Genomic DNA, 18,484 nt, shown 5'->3' on the forward strand with positions numbered 1-18,484 from the left:
CCTTCAGCCGCGCCCGAAGCGACCGATGATGCCAAACCATCACAGTGCAGGGAAAAGCCACCGCACCTCGCTCCAGTCCAATTCCGGTGCGGCCCTGCCCAAGACAACAGCCTGCCGCCGATGACATGTCAGCGCCAGGGCGAAACGACTGCCATATCAGGGGATTGAATGCCGCAACACGAATTTGCAAGCCGCAAGGCGAAGGCGTTGAAGTATCTGGCGCTGACGTCGACCGCGCTGGTCTGTCTCGGCCAGCCAATCACTGCCTCGGCAGACGCGATATGGACCGGCGCTGCCTCCACGGACTGGTTCACCGCCGGAAACTGGAAAAACAGCGCTGTTCCCACCTCGGGTGACGACGTCGTGCTCAATCCGAAGTTTCCGAATCCGACCGTGATAGACGGGGCAAATGCGGCCGCGCATAATCTCCTTCTTGGCACCATTGCGAGCTACACAGGCTCGCTGACGATCAAAAGCGGCGGCACGCTCGCCAGCAGTGCCGGCTTTGTAGGCTACCTTACGGATGCGAACGGGATCGTGACCGTTACGGGAGCAGGCTCGGCCTGGAACAACAGTTCGGACCTCTTCCTTGCCGCCAGTCCGGGCAGCACCGGCACCTTGACGATCTCCAACGGCGGCGCGGTCAGCGACACGGTGGGTCATGTCGGCTCCGGCGGCACCGGCACCGCGACCGTCGACGGGATCGGCTCGACCTGGACAAACAGCGGCGACCTGTACATCGCCGAACATGGCACGGGCACGCTGAACATCACCAAGGGCGGCGCGGTCAGCAATGCGGTAGGCACTATCGGCTGGCATGCGGGCTCCAACGGCGCGGTGACGGTCGATGGTGCGGGTTCGACCTGGACAAACAGTTCGTCGCTCTTCATCGGCCATGCCGGCGTCGGCACTCTGACCATCTCCAACGGCGGCGCAGTAAGCAATTCCCTCGGTTCGATTGGTGAGCAGGCCGGTTCCAGTGGCTCAGCGACTGTCACCGGCGTCGGCTCGTCCTGGACCAATTCCGGCAATCTACTTGTCGGCTGGGGCGGCGCCGGCACGCTGACGATCCAGAGCGGCGGCGTGGTGAGCAGCGCCAACGGCCAGATCGGCGCCAAATCCGGCTCGACCGGCAGCGTGACAGTCGCCGGCGCCGGCTCGTCCTGGACCAATTCCGGCGAGCTTTATGTCGGCTGGAGCGGCGCCGGCACGCTGACGGTCCAGAACGGTGGCACGGTGAGCAATACCAACGGCTATATCGGTGACAATTTCAGCCCGGCCGCCGCCGCGACGGTGGACGGTGCGGGCTCGCACTGGACCAATTCCGGCCTTCTCTCCATCGGCAATTACGGTGCCGGCGCGCTGACGATCCAGAACGGCGGCGCAGTGAGCGCCATGTCGGGTTACCTCGGCATCAATGCCGATTCGAGCGGCACCCTTACGGTCACCGGAAGCGGATCGACCTGGAGCGACACGAACGGCCTCTACGTTGGAAATGGCGGCACTGGCATACTGAACATCCAGAACGGCGGTCTCGTCAGCAGCAACATCGGCTTTGTCGGTGCCATAGCGGGCTCGACCGGCACGGCGACGGTCGATGGCATAGGTTCGATCTGGAGCATCGCGTCGAGCCTGTCTGTCGGCGACGCCGGCACGGGCACGTTGACGATTTCGAATGGCGGCACGGTCAGCAATGGCGCGGGGGTCATTGGCGCGAAAGCAGGCTCGACCGGCATGGCATTCGTCGATGGCGCGGGTTCGACCTGGACCAATAGCGGCGATGTGCAGGTCGGGCTTGATGGTTCCGGCACGTTGAACATTACAAATGGAGGCAGTGTCAGCGATGTCAATGCCGTGCTTGGGTACGGTGCCGGCGTAGGTACCGGTATCGTAGATGGTGCGGGTTCGAGTTGGTCCAACAGCGGCTATCTACAGGTCGGCGCCGGTTCGATCTCCACATTGGCGATCACGAATGGCGGCGTCGTAAGCGCAGGTAGCGGTTCGGTGGATTCTTCGAGCAAGGCGACTGTCGATGGCATCGGCTCGACCTGGATGAACGTCGGCGGCTTTACTGTGGGCGTTGGCGGAGCAGGCACCGTTTCCGTGTCAGGAGGGGGTGCCCTCGGCGATGTAGACGGCATTTTGGGTTACTATCAGGGCTCCAGCGGAACCGCGACGGTGGATGGCGTGGGTTCGAACTGGGCGAATACCGGCAAACTCATTGTCGGCCAATCAGGAACCGGCACGCTCGATATCACCAATGGCGGCGCCGTCAGCAACCAGACTGGCTCCGTGGGCTACGACGTGGGGTCCGTGGGCACCGTCGCGGTAGATGGACCGACTTCGAGCTGGACCAATTTCTCGGACCTGCGCGTCGGCTATTTCGGTACGGGCAAGTTGACGATCTCGAATGGCGGCAGCGTCGTCAACCTGGTGAGCACTGTAGGTTCCGCCGCGGGCGCCATCGGCGCCGTGACGGTCGACGGCGTCGGCTCGGTCTGGACCAACAATTCTTCCCTCTATCTCGGCGAAAACGGCACCGGCACGCTGGCGATCTCAAACGGCGGTACGGTCACCAGCTCTGCCGGCTATCTGGCTTTTGAGGCCGGGGCCACGGGGACGGCCGCGGTCAGCGGCGCGGGCTCAACCTGGACCAGCAGCAACCTCCTTCTCGTCGGTCAGCGTGGTACGGGCTCATTGACCGTCTCGAACGGCGGCAAGGTCTCCAGCACCACTGGCAATCTAGGCTTTTATGCCGGGTCCACCGGCAAGGCTGACGTCAGCGGGCCCGGCTCGACATGGGCCAATAGCGGAGATCTCGATATCGGCCTTGGTGGCACAGCCACGCTGACGGTCGCGGATGGCGGCGCCGTGTCGGCCGGCGGCGCGGTCAACATCGCCTTGCTGGCGGGCTCCGTCGGCACGCTGAACATCGGTGCAGCGAGTGGATCGCCGGCAGCGGCCGCGGGCACGCTCGATGCGGCGAGCATCCAGTTCGGCGCCGGCACCGGCACGCTCAATTTCAACCATACCAGCACGAACAATGGCTTCGCTTCGGCGATCGGCGGACCGGGGACGATCAACCAGATCGCCGGCAACACCAAGTTGACCGGCAATTCCTCCGGCTTCACCGGGACGATGAACGTTCTCGGCGGCGGCCTCTATGTCAACGGCTCGCTCGGCGGCGCAATCAATGTCACCGGCGGCCTGCTTGGCGGGTCGGGCACGGCAGGCAATGTGACCATTGCTTCGGGCGGCACCTTTGCACCGGGAAATTCGATCGGCACGATCAATGTCGGCAACACAACCTTCTCGGCGGGTTCGATTTATGCGGTTGAAGTCGAAAGCGGCGGCACATCCGATCGGATCAGCGCCACCGGTACGGTGACGATCGGCGGCGGCACGGTCGACGTCACCCCCTATCCGGATTATGCGACCGGCACGACCTATACGATCGTCACGGCGGCAGGCGGTGTCACCGGCGCCTTCGACAAGGTCAGTTTTGAAGGCAGCAGCTCGATCTTCATTGCGCCGACGCTCACCTATGACGCGAACAATGTCTATCTCAACCTGGCCAAGGCAAGCTTTGCCAGTGCAGGCCTGACGCCCAACCAGATCGCCACCGGCGGCGGCGCCGACAGCCTTGGCGCCGGCAATCCGCTCTTCGATGCCATCCTGCTGCTGCCGACGGCGGCGGCCGCCCAGGACGCCTTCGACCAGCTCTCGGGCGAGATCCATGCCTCGGCCAAGGGCATGCTGCTGGAAGACAGCCGTTTCCTCCGCGACGCCGCCACCAACCGCATCGATGCTGCCTTCGGCGGTGCCGGCGCGGCACCACTGCCGGTCATGGCTTATGGCGAGGGCGGACCGGAAATGGTGGCCGCCGACACCGATCGCTTCGCCGTCTGGGGCCAGGCTTTCGGCTCATGGGGCAAGGCGGATTCCGACAGCAACGCCGCCGCCTTCGACCGTTCGACCGGCGGCCTGCTGGCCGGCGCCGACACGCTGCTCGGCGGCTGGCGCGTCGGTGTTCTCGGCGGCTACAGCCATTCGTCCTTCGACGCCGATGATCGCAATTCCTCCGGCAAGAGCGACAGCTACCATCTCGGCCTCTATGGCGGCACCAATTGGGGCGCCATCGCCTTCCGCACCGGTGCCGCCTACAGCTGGAGCAGCCTCTCGACCAGGCGCTCCCTCGCCTTCAACGGCTTCACGGATGCGCTCTCGGCCGACTACGACGCCGGCACCGCGCAGATGTTCGGCGAACTCGCCTACAAAGCTGATGCCGGCAGCTTCAAGTTCGAACCCTTCGCCAACCTCGCCTATGTCAGCCTGCGCACTGACGGCTTCAGCGAAACCGGCGGTGCGGCGGCCTTGACCAGCGCCGGCACGAGCACCAACGCCACCTTCACCACGCTCGGCCTGCGCGGCTCGAGCGATTTTGCGCTTGGCGGCGTCAATGCCACCGCGCGCGGCATGCTCGGCTGGCGTCACGCTTTTGGCGACGTCACGCCGACCTCGAGCTTCGCCTTCGCCGGCGGCGACGCCTTCACCATCGCCGGCGTGCCGATCGCCAGGGATGCGGCCGTCATCGAAGCCGGTTTCGACATGAGAATGTCGCCCGATGCGACGCTCGGCCTGTCCTATTCCGGGCAGTTCGGCGGCGGTGCCGTCGACAACGGCGCCAAGGCAAGCCTCAGCGTCAAGTTCTGACGACAGCAGGCCGCCGGCTCGCGCCAAATTGATGTCGCCATGCGGTGCTGGCGTCCAGCTCTATTCCGGCGACGGCACCGGCGGCTTCGAGGTCAGCGCCGTCCCGGCGGCAGCGACAATGACGGCGGCGATGCCGGCCAGTTGCGGCGGGGTCAGGCTTTCGTCCAGGAACAGGAAGCCGGCCAGCGCGCCGAGTCCCGGCTCCAGGCAGGTCAGCGTGCCGTAGATGCGGGCCGGCATGCGGGTCAGCGCCACCATCTCCAGGAAGAATGGCAGCGCGCTGGAGAACAGGCCGACGAGCAGCGCGCTGGCCAGGACCGACGGCGCCAGCAGCCCCGTTCCCGCCTGCGCCACGCCGAAGGGCAGCACCAGCACGGCGGCGATCGCCATGCCATAGGCGGTGGTGCGGGTGCCAAGCTCCGCACCCGCCTTCTGTGCCAGCACGATATAGAGCGCCCAGAAGCCGCCTGCCGCCAGCGCCAGCATCACCCCGGTCGGATCGAGCGGCTGCAAGGAGTGGATGAAGGGCGACAACAGGATGATGCCGGCCAGTGCAAGCGCGATCCAGGCGAAGTCGCTGGCGCGCCGCGAAGCCAGCGTCGCCACCAGCAGCGGCCCGGAAAATTCCAGCGCCACGGCGACGCCGAGCGGGATCCTGGCAAGGGCTGCATAAAACAACAGGTTGAGCGCGCAGAGCGTCACCCCATAGGCGACCAGCCACGGCAAGGTGGCGCGCGTCGGCCGCATCTGCCAGGGCCGCAGCACCGCGATCAGCATCAGCGCGCCGATCACCAGCCGCAGCGTCGTCGTGCCTTGCGCGCCGATCTGCGGGAACAGGGTTTTGGCGAAGGTGGCGCCGATCTGGATCGACACCATGGCCCCCATCAGCGCCGCGACAGGCAAGGGCGCCGCTTCGCGCCTGGCAACCGGCATCGATGTCACTTCGGTTTGTCCTTCCCTGCCGCGATATGCTGACGCGGCGGTATCGGCATAGGCCGAACCGGCCCGCCTGAGGCAGTGAAGGCGGCTTGATAGGGTCAAGACAGGTGTCGAGGCGTGCTGGCGCCCTCGCCGTTTCAGCCGCTGAACGACACGCCCCGGCGGCGCATGCCCGCCTGCACGCCGCGCACGATCATCCGGGACAGCATTTCCATGTCCCAGGGCATGCCCGGGCGCCAGACATCCAAGAGCAGGGCTATGCGCGCTTCATCGGCGTTGTTTATCACCTCGTGCGGATAGGTGTCGTCCCACAGCATGCCTTCGCCGTCACTGATCCGTCTTTCCTGATGGTCGATCATCATGATGGTTGCCGGGCGGCCATCGGCCTGGCGCGGGATGACCAGGCCTAGGTGAAACCGCATGATGCCGCGGAACGGCCCGCGATGGCTGGGTATGTGCTTGCGCGGCGCCAGGAACGAGATCGCCGCCGATTTGACTTCCGGGCATTCGGCGAGCAAGCGGCTGAGCACCGGCATGCGCGCCAGGTTCTCCGGCACCGCCATGTCATAGGCCTTGAGCACGAACATGCGCCAGTCGAGACCGTCATTGGCCGAGATATCGGCCTGCTCCGGCATGATGTCATGGAAGCGCGGGACCTTGCCCAGACGCACGCCAAGCGCTTCGTCGCGTATGTCGCGCCAGGCGCCGGTGAATTTCGCCGCGTTCGGAAATTCGCTGGCGGAATCGAGGATCGCCGGCGCGTCAATGCGCCTTTCATAGACACGCCGGATAACATCGGATGCAAGATCGTAGGTGCGCGACATCGCATGGCCTCCGTCGCATCATAAACGGACGGCCCCGATTTTGGTTACACATTTTGTTCACGACGCCGTGCGCTGGCCCCGCCAGCCGTGGCACGATCACCAGCAGCCCTGCCGTCTGTGTATGAAAAGACCGATCATCGTGCGCAGGCCGAGGCCTGCCCCGCAATTGCAGCTCCCTCATTCCCTGAAGGCGCGGCTGATCTGATCCTGCAGCGGTTTGACGAGATAGGAGATCACGGTCCGGTCCGCGGTCTTGATGAAGGATTCGACCGGCATGCCGGGAACCAGCCTGACCTCGCCGAGGCGTGCCACCTCGGCATGCGTGGTCGCGATGCGAACGGTGTAGTAGCTGATGCCGGTGCGCTGGTCGGTCGTCGTGTCCGGTGAGGTCAGTTCGACCGTGCCGTTGATTTGCGGCGTGGTGCGCTGGTTGAAGGCCGAGAAGCGCAGCGCCGCCGGCTGGCCGACCCAGAGCTGGTCGATGTCGCTCGGCGCGATCTTGGCCTCGACCGTCAGGCTGTCGCTGTCGGGCACGATCTGCATGATCGTCTGGCCAGGGGTGATCACGCCGCCGATGGTGTGGGCGATGGACTGCTGCACGACGCCGTCCTGCGGCGCGCGGATGTCGATGCGCCTGAGCTGGTCCTCGGCGGCGATCTTGCGTTCCGTCAGCTCGCCGACCTTGCCGTCGATCTCGCGCAAATCCTTGTTGACGTCGGTGCCGAGTTCGAGGTCGATCTGGAGGATCTGCAAATTGATCTCGGCGATCTTGCCCTGGGCCTGTGCCAGGGCCGCAGTCAGCTGGCCGCGCTCTCCGTCGAGCCGGGCCGACTCGCGCTCCATGGCGGTCAGGCGATCGATCGAGATCAGCCGCTTCTTCCACAGTGCTCGTATGCTGGCCAGTTCCTCCTCGACGAGCGTGATTTCCTGCGACTTGGCTTCGACCTGCGCCGTGTCGCCGCCAATCTCCTTCTGCAGCTGCTGGATGCGCTCCTGCAGCTGGCTCTTCTGGCCGGAACGACCCGCACGCCTTGTCTCGAAAACCTGTTGCTCGCCGGCCATCATCTCGGCGATCGCCGGATCGCCGCGGCGATCGAGAAGCTCTTGCGGAAAGACGATGGTGTCAGAACCCCGGCGCTCGGCCTCGAGGCGCGCCTCGCGTGCCGACAGCTGGTCAAGCGCCTTGGTGACGACGGCAAGGTTGGCCGCCGGCACGGTCGGGTCGAGGCGCACGAGCAGCGCTCCGCGCTTGACCCGGTCGCCGTCACGCGCCGCGATCTCGCCGACGATGCCTCCGGTCGAATGCTGCACATCCTTGACGTGGGAATCGACGACGAGGACCCCGGAGGCGATGACCGCTCCCGAAATCCGCGTCAGCGAGGCCCAGCCACCGACGCCGCCGACCAGCAGCGCGACCGCAATGAGGCCCAAACGCATGTAGTGCCGGATGGATTGGTGAGAGGTGCCTTGCATCGTTGCGCCTCTCACTCGCCCGCCGCCGCCACGCCGGGCGATGGCGCCGGCCCTTCGGTGGCGAGCCTGAGGTGCGGCACGGTGGCCCCGGCCGGTTGCGGCCGCGGAAACAGCTTGGCCAGAACCTCGTCCTTGAGGCCGAACGCCTGGACGCGGCCCTGGTTCATGGCGAGGATGAAATCGACCGTGCCGAGCGCGCTTGGCCGGTGGGCCACGAGCACGACGATGCCGCCACGCTGCCGCACCGAAACGATCGCCTGGAACAACGCCTGCTCGCCTTCGGCGTCGAGGTTGGAATTGGGTTCGTCGAGCACCACCAGGAACGGATCGCGATAGAGCGCGCGGGCCAGCGCGATGCGCTGGCGCTGGCCGGCCGAGACGGCCTCGCCGAGTTCGCCGATCTGCGTCTCGTACCCGTCGCGGAAACCGACGATGAGATCATGCGCGCCGGCTGCCCTGGCGGCTGCGATCACCAATGCGGGATCGGCGTCGGGCTCGAAACGCGCGATGTTCTCGGCGATCGAGCCGGCAAACAGTTCGACGTCCTGCGGCAGATAACCGATGAACTTGCCGCGGTCCTCCGGCGACCACTGGTCGAGGTCGGCGCCGTCGAGCCTGATCCTGCCGGCGGCGGACGGCCAGGCGCCGACGAGCGCCCTGACCAGCGTCGACTTGCCCGAACCGCTCTGGCCGATAATGCCGACGGCATGTCCCGCTTCCAGCGCAAAGCTGGCGTCCTGCACCAGGAGCCGCGGCGTGCCGGGCGCGGCGACGCTGGCGTTTTGCATGAAAACGTGGCGGCTCGGCGCCGGCATGGCCATCGGCTCGGCATCGGCCGGCAATGCGGCGAGAATCCTGGTCAGCCGTTGCCAGCCCTGCCGCGCCGTCACGAAACCTTTCCAGTTGGCGATGACCAGATCGACGGGCGCCAACGCCCTGCCGCTCAGGATGGAGGCGGTGATGATGATGCCCGCGGTCGCCTGCTGGTCGATGACCAGCCAGGCGCCGAGGCCGAGCATGGCCGACTGCAAGAGCATGCGCAGCACCTTGGACACGGCGCCGAAGCCTCCGGCGATGTCGCTGACGCTGCGCTGCTCGGCGAGGTAGTCGCGGTTGGCCTCTTCCCATCGTTTCGCCATCCGGCCGCCCATGCCGAGGGCCGCGATGACTTCCGCGTTGCGGTTGCCGGTCGTGGTCAGGCCGTTGCGGACGATGCCGGTCTGGGTGCCCGATGTGACCGGCTTGCGCGTCAGCCGCTCGGCGAAGATGGTCAACAGCACGAGCACGATCGCGCCGATCAGGGCCGTCACGCCAAGAAGCACGTGGAACATGAAGATGATGGCCAGATAGAGTGGCAGCCACGGCAGATCGAACAGCGCGGTCGGCCCGGAGCCCGACAGGAAGGTCCGCACGCTGTCGAGATCGCGCACCGGCTGCATGGTGTCACCGTTGCGCCCGACCTTGAGCGGCAGCTTGAGGACGCTGGAATAGACACGAGCGCCCAGCGCCTCGTCGAGCGCGCCGCCGATGCGCACCAGGATGCGACCGCGGATGAAATCGAGCACGCCTTGCCCGGCATAGAGAACGGCCACAAGCAGGCTGAGGCCGATCAGCGTCGGCACGCTGCGGCTCGGCAGCACGCGATCATAGACCTCGAGCATATAGATCGAACTGGACAGCATCAGCACATTGAGAACACCGCTGAACAGCGCGATGGCGATGAAGGCCGAGCGGCAGGATTTGATCGCCGCCGCGAGTTCCGATCCCTGCTGCCGGGCTTTGGGTGGCCGCTGCCGGACACCGGGACTGGCGGGGCCTCGCGCCGCCGCGACGCGGGGGGCATCCGGACCGGGCTCAGCGGTGTCGCGACCGCGTGCCCGAAACAGCGCAAACGCGCCGAACCCCGCCAGAGCCAGGCAGGCCGACACAAGGCCAGGCGACCGCGCCAGCACGCCGCCCAGCCCCGAAAAAACGGCGCAGGCGATCGAAACCAGACCCAAGGACCTGGTCCTTGCCTGCGCCAAGCTGAAGATGGTGGAGCCCCTTCCCATGCCGTGTCATGCGGGCGGCGCCGCGGCTAAGGCACCCGGCCGGAAGGCCGGGGCCTGCCTCAGGCGACGCCCGTCAGGCCCCCAACGTCATGCAGCGTGAGCCAGAATTGATCGAGCGTATTGGGATGCTCGTCGACGATGTTGGTCCCATCGAACCAGGCGACATGGCCCGGCCCGGATGTCACCAATTGCCCCTGGTTGAACCACATCAGCGCGTTCTTCAGGCCCTCGCCGTCGGCCTCCTTGCCGCCATTCCAATCGGTGATGCCGGGCGGATCGGTGACGTCGACATATTTGGTCCAGGCATCCGAGCTGGTCTTGACGGCACTGCCCGCCAGCGCCGTACCGGCGACGTTGGTGTCGATCTTGCCGTCATGGTCTGCGTCGAGATTGACCAGACCGGCCCATGCCCCCTCGCCCTTCAGCCACATCACCGCCTCGCTGATCAGGTCGTTGGGCTGCGCGACGTGGTTGTCGATGTTGAGCTGGGTGGCGATCGCCTGCTGCAGCATGATGGTGCGGGCGTCGCCACCAGTCGAGCTCGATTCGATGGCCCTTGCCAGGGAGTTCGAGATCAGCAGGGTGTGTTCGCCGGCATCGACAGCGCCGTTGCCATTGCTGTCGCCGAGCAGCAGGTTGCCGTCGTGGCGCGGGTTGATGTCCAGGCCCCAGATGACGCCACTGTTGAAAGCGCTTTTGGTGGGATTGCTCTCGTGGCCGGTGACGCCATCCCACGCATCGGTGTGGCTGCCCCAGAAACCTTGCGTCAGCGCCTTGTTCGAGAAGCCCTCGTAATCGCTGCTGTCGAAGGCTTGCGGCGTGCGCGGATGTCCGGCCGTGTCGACATAGGCATCGGTGGTGGCCGTTGCATTGTTCGAGTAATCGCCAAGCACCGCGATACCGGTGGCCTTGTAATGCCAGGTCTCGCCGATGTCGAATACGCCGTCGACGTTGGCGTCGCCAATGTTATGGCTGAGATCGCCCCCGAGGATCGCGGTGATCGTGACGCCCTTGTCGTCGGTGACGGCTGGATTGGCGAGCGCGACATTGCCGTCATTTGTTACATCGTAGGTCCAGGTCACGGCCTGGCCCTGGAAAATGTTGAGGCCATGGTCGACGCCGTTGGTCTTCTTGTCGAGCGTGATATGCGGGTTGGCGCCGAAGTAGCCGGAATCGTCGGTGGCGGTGTCGGTCCGGGTGTGGAGGGCATCGTCGGTGAAGGAGCCGGAGGCGGTGCCGGTGTTGCTGTAAGGGCCGGTTACGGAGGTGCCGCTTGCCGAGAACTTCCAGACTTCGCCGATGTCGAGCATGTTGTTGTTGTTGATGTCGCCGATGTTGGTGACATGGCCGTTGCCGGTCACCGCGACCGGCGTCACGCCGCCGTCGCTGTCGCTGACCGTGACATCGGACAGGGCGACGTTGCCGCCATTGGTTACCGTGTATTCCCACGAGATCGGTTCGTTGGTCAGGATCGTCAGATGGTCGCCCTTGGCCCCATCGTCGACCGTCACCTTGTCGATGACGATCTGCGGATCGGCGCCGAAATAGCTGGAGGCGTCGTCGTCGGTGACGTTGACTGACCCGGCCGAGCCCGTGACCGTGCCGACATTGGCGTAATCGCCGACGACAGCCGTGCCGGCGCTCGTGCCAATGAAGCTCCAGTGCTCAGTGGTGTCGAGCTTGCCATCATGGTTGGTGTCGCCGACGTTGAAGCCGCCGCTGAGAACCGCCGTCACGACCACGTCATTGTGGTCGTCGGTGACGACAATGTTCGACAGGGCGACATTACCGGTGTTGCTGACCGTGTATTGCCAACTGATCGTATCGCCGGCGAGCACGCTCAGCCCGTCGCCGATCGCCGCGCCGTCGACCGTTACCTTGTCGATGCCTATTCCAGGCGTATCAGTGCCAGTGCCGGGTGTCGTAAGGGTGCGCCACTCCTCGAAGCCGCCATTGGAACCGGAGAAGCTCGAATAAAGCGTCAGATAGGAACCGTCAGGCACGGTGCCAAAGAGACTAACTGGAACAAGAACCCGGTAGTCATCGGTTCCTGAGCCATGATTGGCATCGATCAGCGCTTGAGCGCCGCCAAGATCGAAGATCGAGGTGAATCCGGCACCGAGGGAGCCGGCACTGAAATCAGTAAGTGAGGCTGGCTGGTCCGAAATATAGAACTTCAGGTCAGTCAGCGTAATCGCATCGTTGGTCGAGTTGTTGCTTTCGTTGAGGTCCAGCCGGAATTCCAGGTAGGCTGTTCCCCCGATCTCGATCGACTGAATGTCACTGTACAGCAGGCTGTGCGTGAAGGATGATTTGTCGTCGAGAACGTTGCCGTTCTGATCGGTGTTGAAGCCCTCCTCGACACCCGTTGCCTGCAGCCGCAGGAAGGAATCGTAGTTGCCGGTTCCCGAACCTTCGGTCGTTGCCTCGAGAAGGACACCGCCGCCAATATCTGTCGCCATTACCATTTCCTCCACAGTGTCGTCCGGTCAGCGCTCATGTCGCGACCGTCTATCCAGGTTGACTGCAAGCTCCGAGCGCCCGGCTCCCGCGGAACGCGGCATACCGACGAGCGATCGTTTCGTGAAAAGAAGGGGACACATTTGGACAAAGTTCTGGAGCGGCGGCGAAGTCTGAACTCGCTTCGCCAGTCGTCGCTGGACGACGGAACGCAGGTGCCGTCTTGCTGCTTGCCACGCTCACGCCCCCTAGCCCAGGCTCGCCCGATCGACGCCGACCGCCAGAACCTTAATATTCCCCTAACCATATTTCGCAGGTTGCAATGGGCACGTCCATATAACCGCGGTTATAGGCGCAAATGAAAATTCAACATCGTTAAATAGCATCGTTATTTCAGTAAAAACCACGACGTTAGCCGAACTTTATAAAACTATTTCCGCGTTTTACTCTCAAAGACGAGGCCAGTTGATCAAGGTCCATGATCTCATCAAATCACGGACTTGCAATGACGCCCCGTAACTGCCCTGTTTTCAATCCGGCACCACGCACCATGGTGCCGGAAGCGTATCGACATCAATTAGTAGTTGCTAATTCTTATCGGAGGCGCGATGCTGCTGCCGGGGTGGGTTATCGCATGGGGTGTGCGAGCCGGATGGGGTTGGAGCGTATGGTCACCACTGTGTTCATTGTCGACGACCATCCGCTGCTCCTGCACGGCCTGGAAAACCTGATTGCCCGCGACCCCGGCTATAGGGTTGTCGGCTCGGCGCTGGACGGCAGGAGCGCTGTGACCAGGATCAGGCAGGACTTGCCCGACATCGCGGTGATCGATCTGAACATGCCGGGGTTCAGCGGGCTCGACGTTGCCGTAGAACTCGGCAAGGAAACGCCGGCCACGCGCTGTGTGATGTTGACGGCTGGCGCGTCACAAGGCCAGCTTTACGATGTGGTCATGGCCGGCGTCGCCGGGATCGTGCTGAAGGAGTCCGCCGTCGGCACGCTGCTGAGATGCATCGACCAGGTCGCCGCCGGCGGTCACTGGTTGCCTGCCGAAATTATCGGGGAAGCCCTTGAGATTGAGGCCTCCCGCCGGATCAAATGGCAGAAGCTGTCGTCACGGCTGACCAGACGGGAATTGGAGATTGCCCGGCTCGTTGCCACGGACAAGCCATACGAGCGGATCGCGCTCGATATCGGCATCTCGAAAGGCACGCTGAAAATCCATATGAACAACATCTATCGCAAGTTGGAGGTCGCCTCGCGTGCCCAGCTTTTGCAACTGGCCGCCGGCCAGACCGGACTGAACGCCCGCATCGGAAGCGAATGAGGCCGCCATCGCAAATGCCGCGCAGCCCCCATGGCAGGCGCAAACCTGTCACTGCGCCGTCACCTTGGCCAGCCTTGGCCCGGTCTTGATGTCGACGATCTCGGGTTTCGTGCTGTCGATCACACCATCCCAGCCGCCGCCGAGCGCCTTGTTGAGGGCGATGTAGTTGGTCGCCAACAGCACGCGGCTTTGCAGCAGCGAGTCTTCCGCCGAGTAGAGCGAGCGCTGGGCGTCGAGCACGTCGAGCAGGCTGGTCTCGCCGGCCTTGTAGAGTGTGCCTTCGAGATTTGCCGCCTCGCCATAGGATTTCGCCGACGCGGCAAGCTTGCTGATCCGGATGCGCTCCTGTGCCATCAGCACCAGCGCATTCTCGACATCCTCCAGCGCGGTCAGCACCGAGGACCGGTAGGCGATGAAATACTGGTCGCGCTGCGCCCGGGCGACGTCGGCGGCCGCCTGCAACTGGCCGGCATTGAACAGCGGTACGCTGATCGTCGGCCCAAAGGACCAGCCGATCGACGAGTTCTTGCCGAGGTCGCCGAGATTGAGCGCCGCCGTGCTGATGTTCCCCGTCAGGCTGACCGAGGGATAGCGTGCCGCCTCGGCCTGGCCGACCTTGGCGGTGTATTGCGCGTATTGCCGCTCGGCCATGCGCACATCCGGGCGCGACAAAAGGACGTCGGCGGGAATGCCCGTCGGCATCGGCAGGCGCGGCGACGGGATCGGCCCGCCGCGCATCAGCCGCTGGCTGAGTGCGGCCGGCGGCCGGCCGGTGAGCACCGACAGGCGATGCACCGCCTCGGCATAGCTTGCCTCCAGCGTCGGCACCGTGGCCTCGGTGCTGGACGCCTGCCCCATCGCCTTGGCGACGTCGGCGGCCGTCGCCGACCCTGCCAGGGCCATGGTGCGGGTGAGTTCGGCGGTCTGCCGTTGCGACACGGCCGAGCGCCGGGCGAGCGCTATGCGGGCCTGGTAGCCGCGCGCCTGGGCGTAGTAGGACGCGACATCGCCGACCATGGTCAGAAGCGTCGAGCGCAATTCCTCTTGCGCGGCGTCGACGCCGTAGCGCGCCGCCTCGACGCCCCTGCGGTTGACGCCGAACAGGTCGAGTTCCCAGCTGGCATCGAAACCGGCCTGATATTCGCTGTAGATGGAATTGCTCCCCGATGTGGTCTCGGATGACTTGTTGCGCGTGACGGAACCGGAGCCGTCCAGCGACGGCAGCAACGTGCCGGCGCTTTGGCGAAAGCTGGCGCGCGCCTCGCGGATCTTGGCCTTGGCGGTGGCGACGTCGAGATTGCCGGCGACCGCTTCCTCCACAAGCGTGCTGAGTTGCGGATCGCGCAGGCGCTGCCACCATTGCGACAGCTGCGCCGGCTGGACGGATTTCGTAGGTTTCTCGCCGCTCCAGTTTGCCGGCATCGGCAGGATGGGCGTGCGATAGTCGGGGCCGACGACGCATCCGGTGAGCAGAACAGCCGTGATCATGGGCACAATGAGCCGCCCCGCGGCCACCGGGCCACGTTCAAAACCTGTCATGGGAAGTTTCCTTATTGCTGGTTGGCTGTCGCCGGCTTCTCGCCCGTATCTTGTCTAGCCGCCCTGCCCTGGAAGATGCGCCGCACGGTGACGAACAGCAGCGGCACCAGGAAGACGCCGATCACCGTTGCCGCGATCATGCCGCCCATCACGCCGATGCCGACCGAGTTCTGCGCCCCCGAACCGGCGCCGCTGGCGATGGCGAGCGGCGTGACGCCGAGGATGAAGGCCAGTGACGTCATCAGGATCGGCCGCAATCGTTGTCGCGCCGCCTCCAGCGTCGCCTCGACCAGCCCCATGCCGGCCGCCTGCCGCTCTATGGCGAACTCGACGATCAGGATGGCGTTCTTGGAAGCCAGCCCGATCGTGGTCAGCAGGCCGACCTTGAAATAGACGTCGTTGGTCTGGCCGAACAGCGTTGCCGCCGCGAGCGCGCCGAAAATGCCGATCGGCACAGACAGCATGACCGCGAACGGGATCGACCAGCTCTCGTAGAGTGCCGCCAGGCACAGGAACACGACCAGGGCCGAGATCGCATAGAGCGACAGCGCCTGGTTGCCCGAAAGCTGCTCCTGATGCGACAGCCCGGTCCATTCGTGGGAATATCCGGGCGGCAGCTGCGCCACCAGCCTGTCGATCTCGTCCATCGCTGCACCCGAGCTCACGCCCGCGGCCGCCGCGCCCTGGATCTCGACCGCCGCCGAGCCATTGTAGCGTTCCAGCCTGGGTGAACCGAATGTCCAGTGGCTGGAGGCGAAGGCCGAGAACGGCACCATGGCGCCGCTGGCATTGCGCACCTGCCATTTGTCCAAATCCTGCGGCTGCATGCGGAAATTCGGATCCGACTGCAGATAGACCGGCTTGACGCGTCCGCGATCGATGAAATCGTTGACATAGTCGCTGCCCCAGGCGGTCGACAGCGTGTTGTTGATATCGGCAAGGCTGACGCCGAGCGCGCTGGCTTTTTCCTGGTCGATGTCAACCGAGAATTGCGGCTGGTCCTCCTGGCCGTTGGGGCGCGTGTTGGCGAGCACCTTGCTCTGGCCGGCCAGGGCTAGAAGCTGGTTGCGCGTCTGGATCAGCGCGTCATGGCCGGCGCCATTGACGTCCTGCAGGTAGAAGTCGAAGCCGTTGGTGTTGCCAAAGCCCTGGATGGCGGGCGGCGCGAGCGCGAAGACCTGCGCGTCCCTGATCTTGGAGAAAGCCCCCATGGCGCGGCCGGCGATCGCCTGCGCGGCGGAAGCCGGCGATTTGCGCTGGCTGAAATCCTTCAGCCGCACGAAACCGATGCCGACATTCTGCCCGGCGCCACCGAAGCCGAAGCCCGACGCGGTGAAGACACCTTCGACCGCATCCTTCTCGTCCTTGAGATAGTGCTCGGTCACCTGTGCCAGCACGCGCTCGGTGCGGTCCTGCGTCGCGCCGACCGGCAATTGCACGCTGGTGATCAGGATGCCCTGGTCTTCTTCCGGCAGGAACGAGCTCGGCAGCCTGGCAAACATCCAGCCCATGGCAATGACGATGGCGAGGAAGACGGCCAGGAAGCGCCACGACCGGTTGATGATACCGTGCGAGCCATCGCGATAGGCTGTCGTGCCGCGGTCGAAGACGCGGTTGAACCAGCCGAACGGACCGGTCTGCGTCGCATGGTCCTTGGGCCGTCGCAGGATCGTGGCGCACAGAGCCGGCGTCAGCACCAGTGCGACCAGCACGGACAGCACCATGGCCGAGACAATGGTCACCGAGAACTGCCGGTAGATGATGCCGGTCGAGCCGCCGAAGAAGGCCATAGGCACGAACACCGCCGACAGCACGGTGGCGATGCCGACCAGCGCGCCGGTGATCTCGTTCATCGATTTTCGCGTCGCCTCTTTAGGCGAAAGGTCTTCCTCCTGCATGACGCGTTCGACATTCTCGACCACGACGATGGCATCGTCGACCAGCAGGCCGATGGCCAGCACCATGGCAAACATCGTCAGCGTGTTGACCGAATAACCGAACAGCGACAGCACGCCGAACGTGCCGAGCAGCACCACCGGCACGGCGATGGTCGGGATGATCGTCGCCCGCAAATTCTGCAGGAAGACGAACATCACCAGGAACACCAGCACGATCGCCTCGGCCAGCGTCTTGACCACCTCCTCGATCGACAGCCGCACGAAGGGCGAGGTGTCGTAGGGGTAGACGACCTCGACGCCTTGCGGGAAGGTCGAGCTCAGCCGGTTGATCGTCGTGCGTACCGCCTCCGCGGTGCTGATGGCGTTGGCGCCGGTCGCCAGATTGACCGCGAGACCCGCCGCCGGCTTGCCGTTGTAATTGGCCTGCGTCGTGTAGCTTTCAGCACCGAGCTCAACGGTGGCGACGTCGTTGAGGCGCACCAGCGAGCCGTCCGTCTGGCTCTTCAGGATGATGTTGCGGAACTGCTCGGCGGTCTGCAGCCGGCTCTTGGCGGTCACCGTTGCATTGAGCTGCTGGCCCTTGCGCGCCGGCAGGCCGCCGAGCTGGCCGGCCGAGACCTGCGTGTTCTGCGCTTCGATCGCCGAGGCCACGTCGCTCGGCATCAGCGCGTATTTGGCGAGCTTGTCCGGATCGAGCCAGATGCGCATGGCATAGCCCGAGCCGAAAAGCTGCGTCGAGCCGACGCCTTCGACGCGCTTCAGCGTGTCGTTGATGGTGCTGTCGACATAGTCGGCGAGATCGGTCGAATTCATCTTGCCGTCGCTTGAGACGAAGCCGATGACCATCAGGAAGCCGGTGGAGGATTTCGAGACGGTGATGCCGTTGCTCTGCACCACCTGCGGCAGCTGCGACTGCACCAGCTGCAGCTTGTTCTGCGTCTGCACCTGGGCGGTGTCGGGATCGGCCGCACTGGTGAAGGTCAGCGTGATCGAGGCCGAGCCGGTCGAGGTCGAGGTGGCCGTCATGTAGTCGAGATTGTCGATGCCGGTCATGCCTTGCTCGATGACCTTGGTCACCGAGTTTTCGACCGTTTGCGCATCGGCACCGGGATAGCTGGCGCTGATGTTGACCGTTGTCGGCGCGATCTGCGGGTACTGCGAGATCGGCAGCGTGGTAAGCGCGAGCAGGCCGCCCAGCATGATCACTATGGCGATCACCCAGGCGAAGATCGGCCGGTTGATGAAGAATGCTGACATCGC

General features: G+C 64.8%; 9 protein-coding genes. 2 read left to right on the forward strand and 7 right to left on the reverse strand.

The window, feature by feature from the left end; genetic code table 11:
• Window positions 1-168: 168 nt before the first annotated feature.
• Window positions 169-4,713: an autotransporter domain-containing protein gene (locus CK226_RS27875; RefSeq protein ID WP_095793526.1), complete on the forward strand. Its 4,545-nt coding sequence runs from the start codon at window positions 169-171 to the stop codon at window positions 4,711-4,713.
• Between the two features lie 60 nt (window positions 4,714-4,773).
• Here CK226_RS27875 and CK226_RS27880 read toward each other — a convergent pair whose 3' ends face one another.
• The 5 genes from CK226_RS27880 to CK226_RS27900 all read right to left on the reverse strand — a co-directional run bounded on the left by CK226_RS27880 (window position 4,774) and on the right by CK226_RS27900 (window position 12,462).
• The gene (locus tag CK226_RS27880; RefSeq protein ID WP_095793527.1) at window positions 4,774-5,655 is read right to left on the reverse strand and encodes a DMT family transporter; all 882 of its coding nucleotides are present in this window, start codon (window positions 5,653-5,655) and stop codon (window positions 4,774-4,776) included.
• A 134-nt stretch (window positions 5,656-5,789) separates the two neighbouring features.
• Entirely contained in the window at window positions 5,790-6,476 is a 687-nt protein-coding gene (locus tag CK226_RS27885; RefSeq protein WP_095775161.1) for an aspartyl/asparaginyl beta-hydroxylase domain-containing protein, read from the reverse strand.
• A 177-nt stretch (window positions 6,477-6,653) separates the two neighbouring features.
• A complete protein-coding gene (locus tag CK226_RS27890; RefSeq protein WP_095775203.1) occupies window positions 6,654-7,949 on the reverse strand; it encodes an HlyD family type I secretion periplasmic adaptor subunit in 1,296 nt (431 codons plus the stop codon).
• An 11-nt stretch (window positions 7,950-7,960) separates the two neighbouring features.
• The gene (locus CK226_RS27895) at window positions 7,961-9,694 is read right to left on the reverse strand and encodes a type I secretion system permease/ATPase (RefSeq protein WP_245437870.1); all 1,734 of its coding nucleotides are present in this window, start codon (window positions 9,692-9,694) and stop codon (window positions 7,961-7,963) included.
• Between the two features lie 365 nt (window positions 9,695-10,059).
• Complete coding sequence (locus CK226_RS27900) at window positions 10,060-12,462, reverse strand: hypothetical protein (RefSeq protein ID WP_095793529.1); 2,403 nt, start codon at window positions 12,460-12,462, stop codon at window positions 10,060-10,062.
• A 476-nt stretch (window positions 12,463-12,938) separates the two neighbouring features.
• Between CK226_RS27900 and CK226_RS27905 the strand changes: the two genes are divergently transcribed.
• Window positions 12,939-13,787 (forward strand): response regulator transcription factor, encoded by an 849-nt coding sequence (locus CK226_RS27905; protein WP_095793530.1) that lies wholly within the window; start codon window positions 12,939-12,941, stop codon window positions 13,785-13,787.
• 48 nt (window positions 13,788-13,835) lie between these two features.
• Here the strand turns inward: CK226_RS27905 and CK226_RS27910 are convergent, their stop codons facing one another.
• Together CK226_RS27910 and CK226_RS27915 are read right to left on the reverse strand one after the other, a co-directional pair.
• Window positions 13,836-15,326: an efflux transporter outer membrane subunit gene (locus CK226_RS27910; protein WP_095793531.1), complete on the reverse strand. Its 1,491-nt coding sequence runs from the start codon at window positions 15,324-15,326 to the stop codon at window positions 13,836-13,838.
• Window positions 15,327-15,337: 11 nt separating this feature from the next.
• Window positions 15,338-18,481, reverse strand: coding sequence for an efflux RND transporter permease subunit (locus CK226_RS27915; protein WP_095793532.1), 3,144 nt, complete (start codon window positions 18,479-18,481; stop codon window positions 15,338-15,340).
• Window positions 18,482-18,484 lie beyond the last annotated feature (3 nt).

Source organism: Mesorhizobium sp. WSM4311 (genome assembly GCF_002295115.1).
Lineage (GTDB): Bacteria > Pseudomonadota > Alphaproteobacteria > Rhizobiales > Rhizobiaceae > Mesorhizobium.

Excerpts from the sequence above, each read along its gene's own strand:
- CK226_RS27875 (WP_095793526.1), top strand. The coding sequence starts at position 169 with ATGCCGCAACACGAATTTGCAAGCCGCAAGGCGAAGGCGTTGAAGTAT.
- CK226_RS27885 (WP_095775161.1), bottom strand. The coding sequence starts at position 6,476 with ATGTCGCGCACCTACGATCTTGCATCCGATGTTATCCGGCGTGTCTAT.
- CK226_RS27890 (WP_095775203.1), bottom strand. The coding sequence starts at position 7,949 with ATGCAAGGCACCTCTCACCAATCCATCCGGCACTACATGCGTTTGGGC.
- CK226_RS27900 (WP_095793529.1), bottom strand. The coding sequence starts at position 12,462 with ATGGCGACAGATATTGGCGGCGGTGTCCTTCTCGAGGCAACGACCGAA.
- CK226_RS27905 (WP_095793530.1), top strand. The coding sequence starts at position 12,939 with ATGATCTCATCAAATCACGGACTTGCAATGACGCCCCGTAACTGCCCT.
- CK226_RS27910 (WP_095793531.1), bottom strand. The coding sequence starts at position 15,326 with ATGACAGGTTTTGAACGTGGCCCGGTGGCCGCGGGGCGGCTCATTGTG.
- CK226_RS27915 (WP_095793532.1), bottom strand. The coding sequence starts at position 18,481 with ATGTCAGCATTCTTCATCAACCGGCCGATCTTCGCCTGGGTGATCGCC.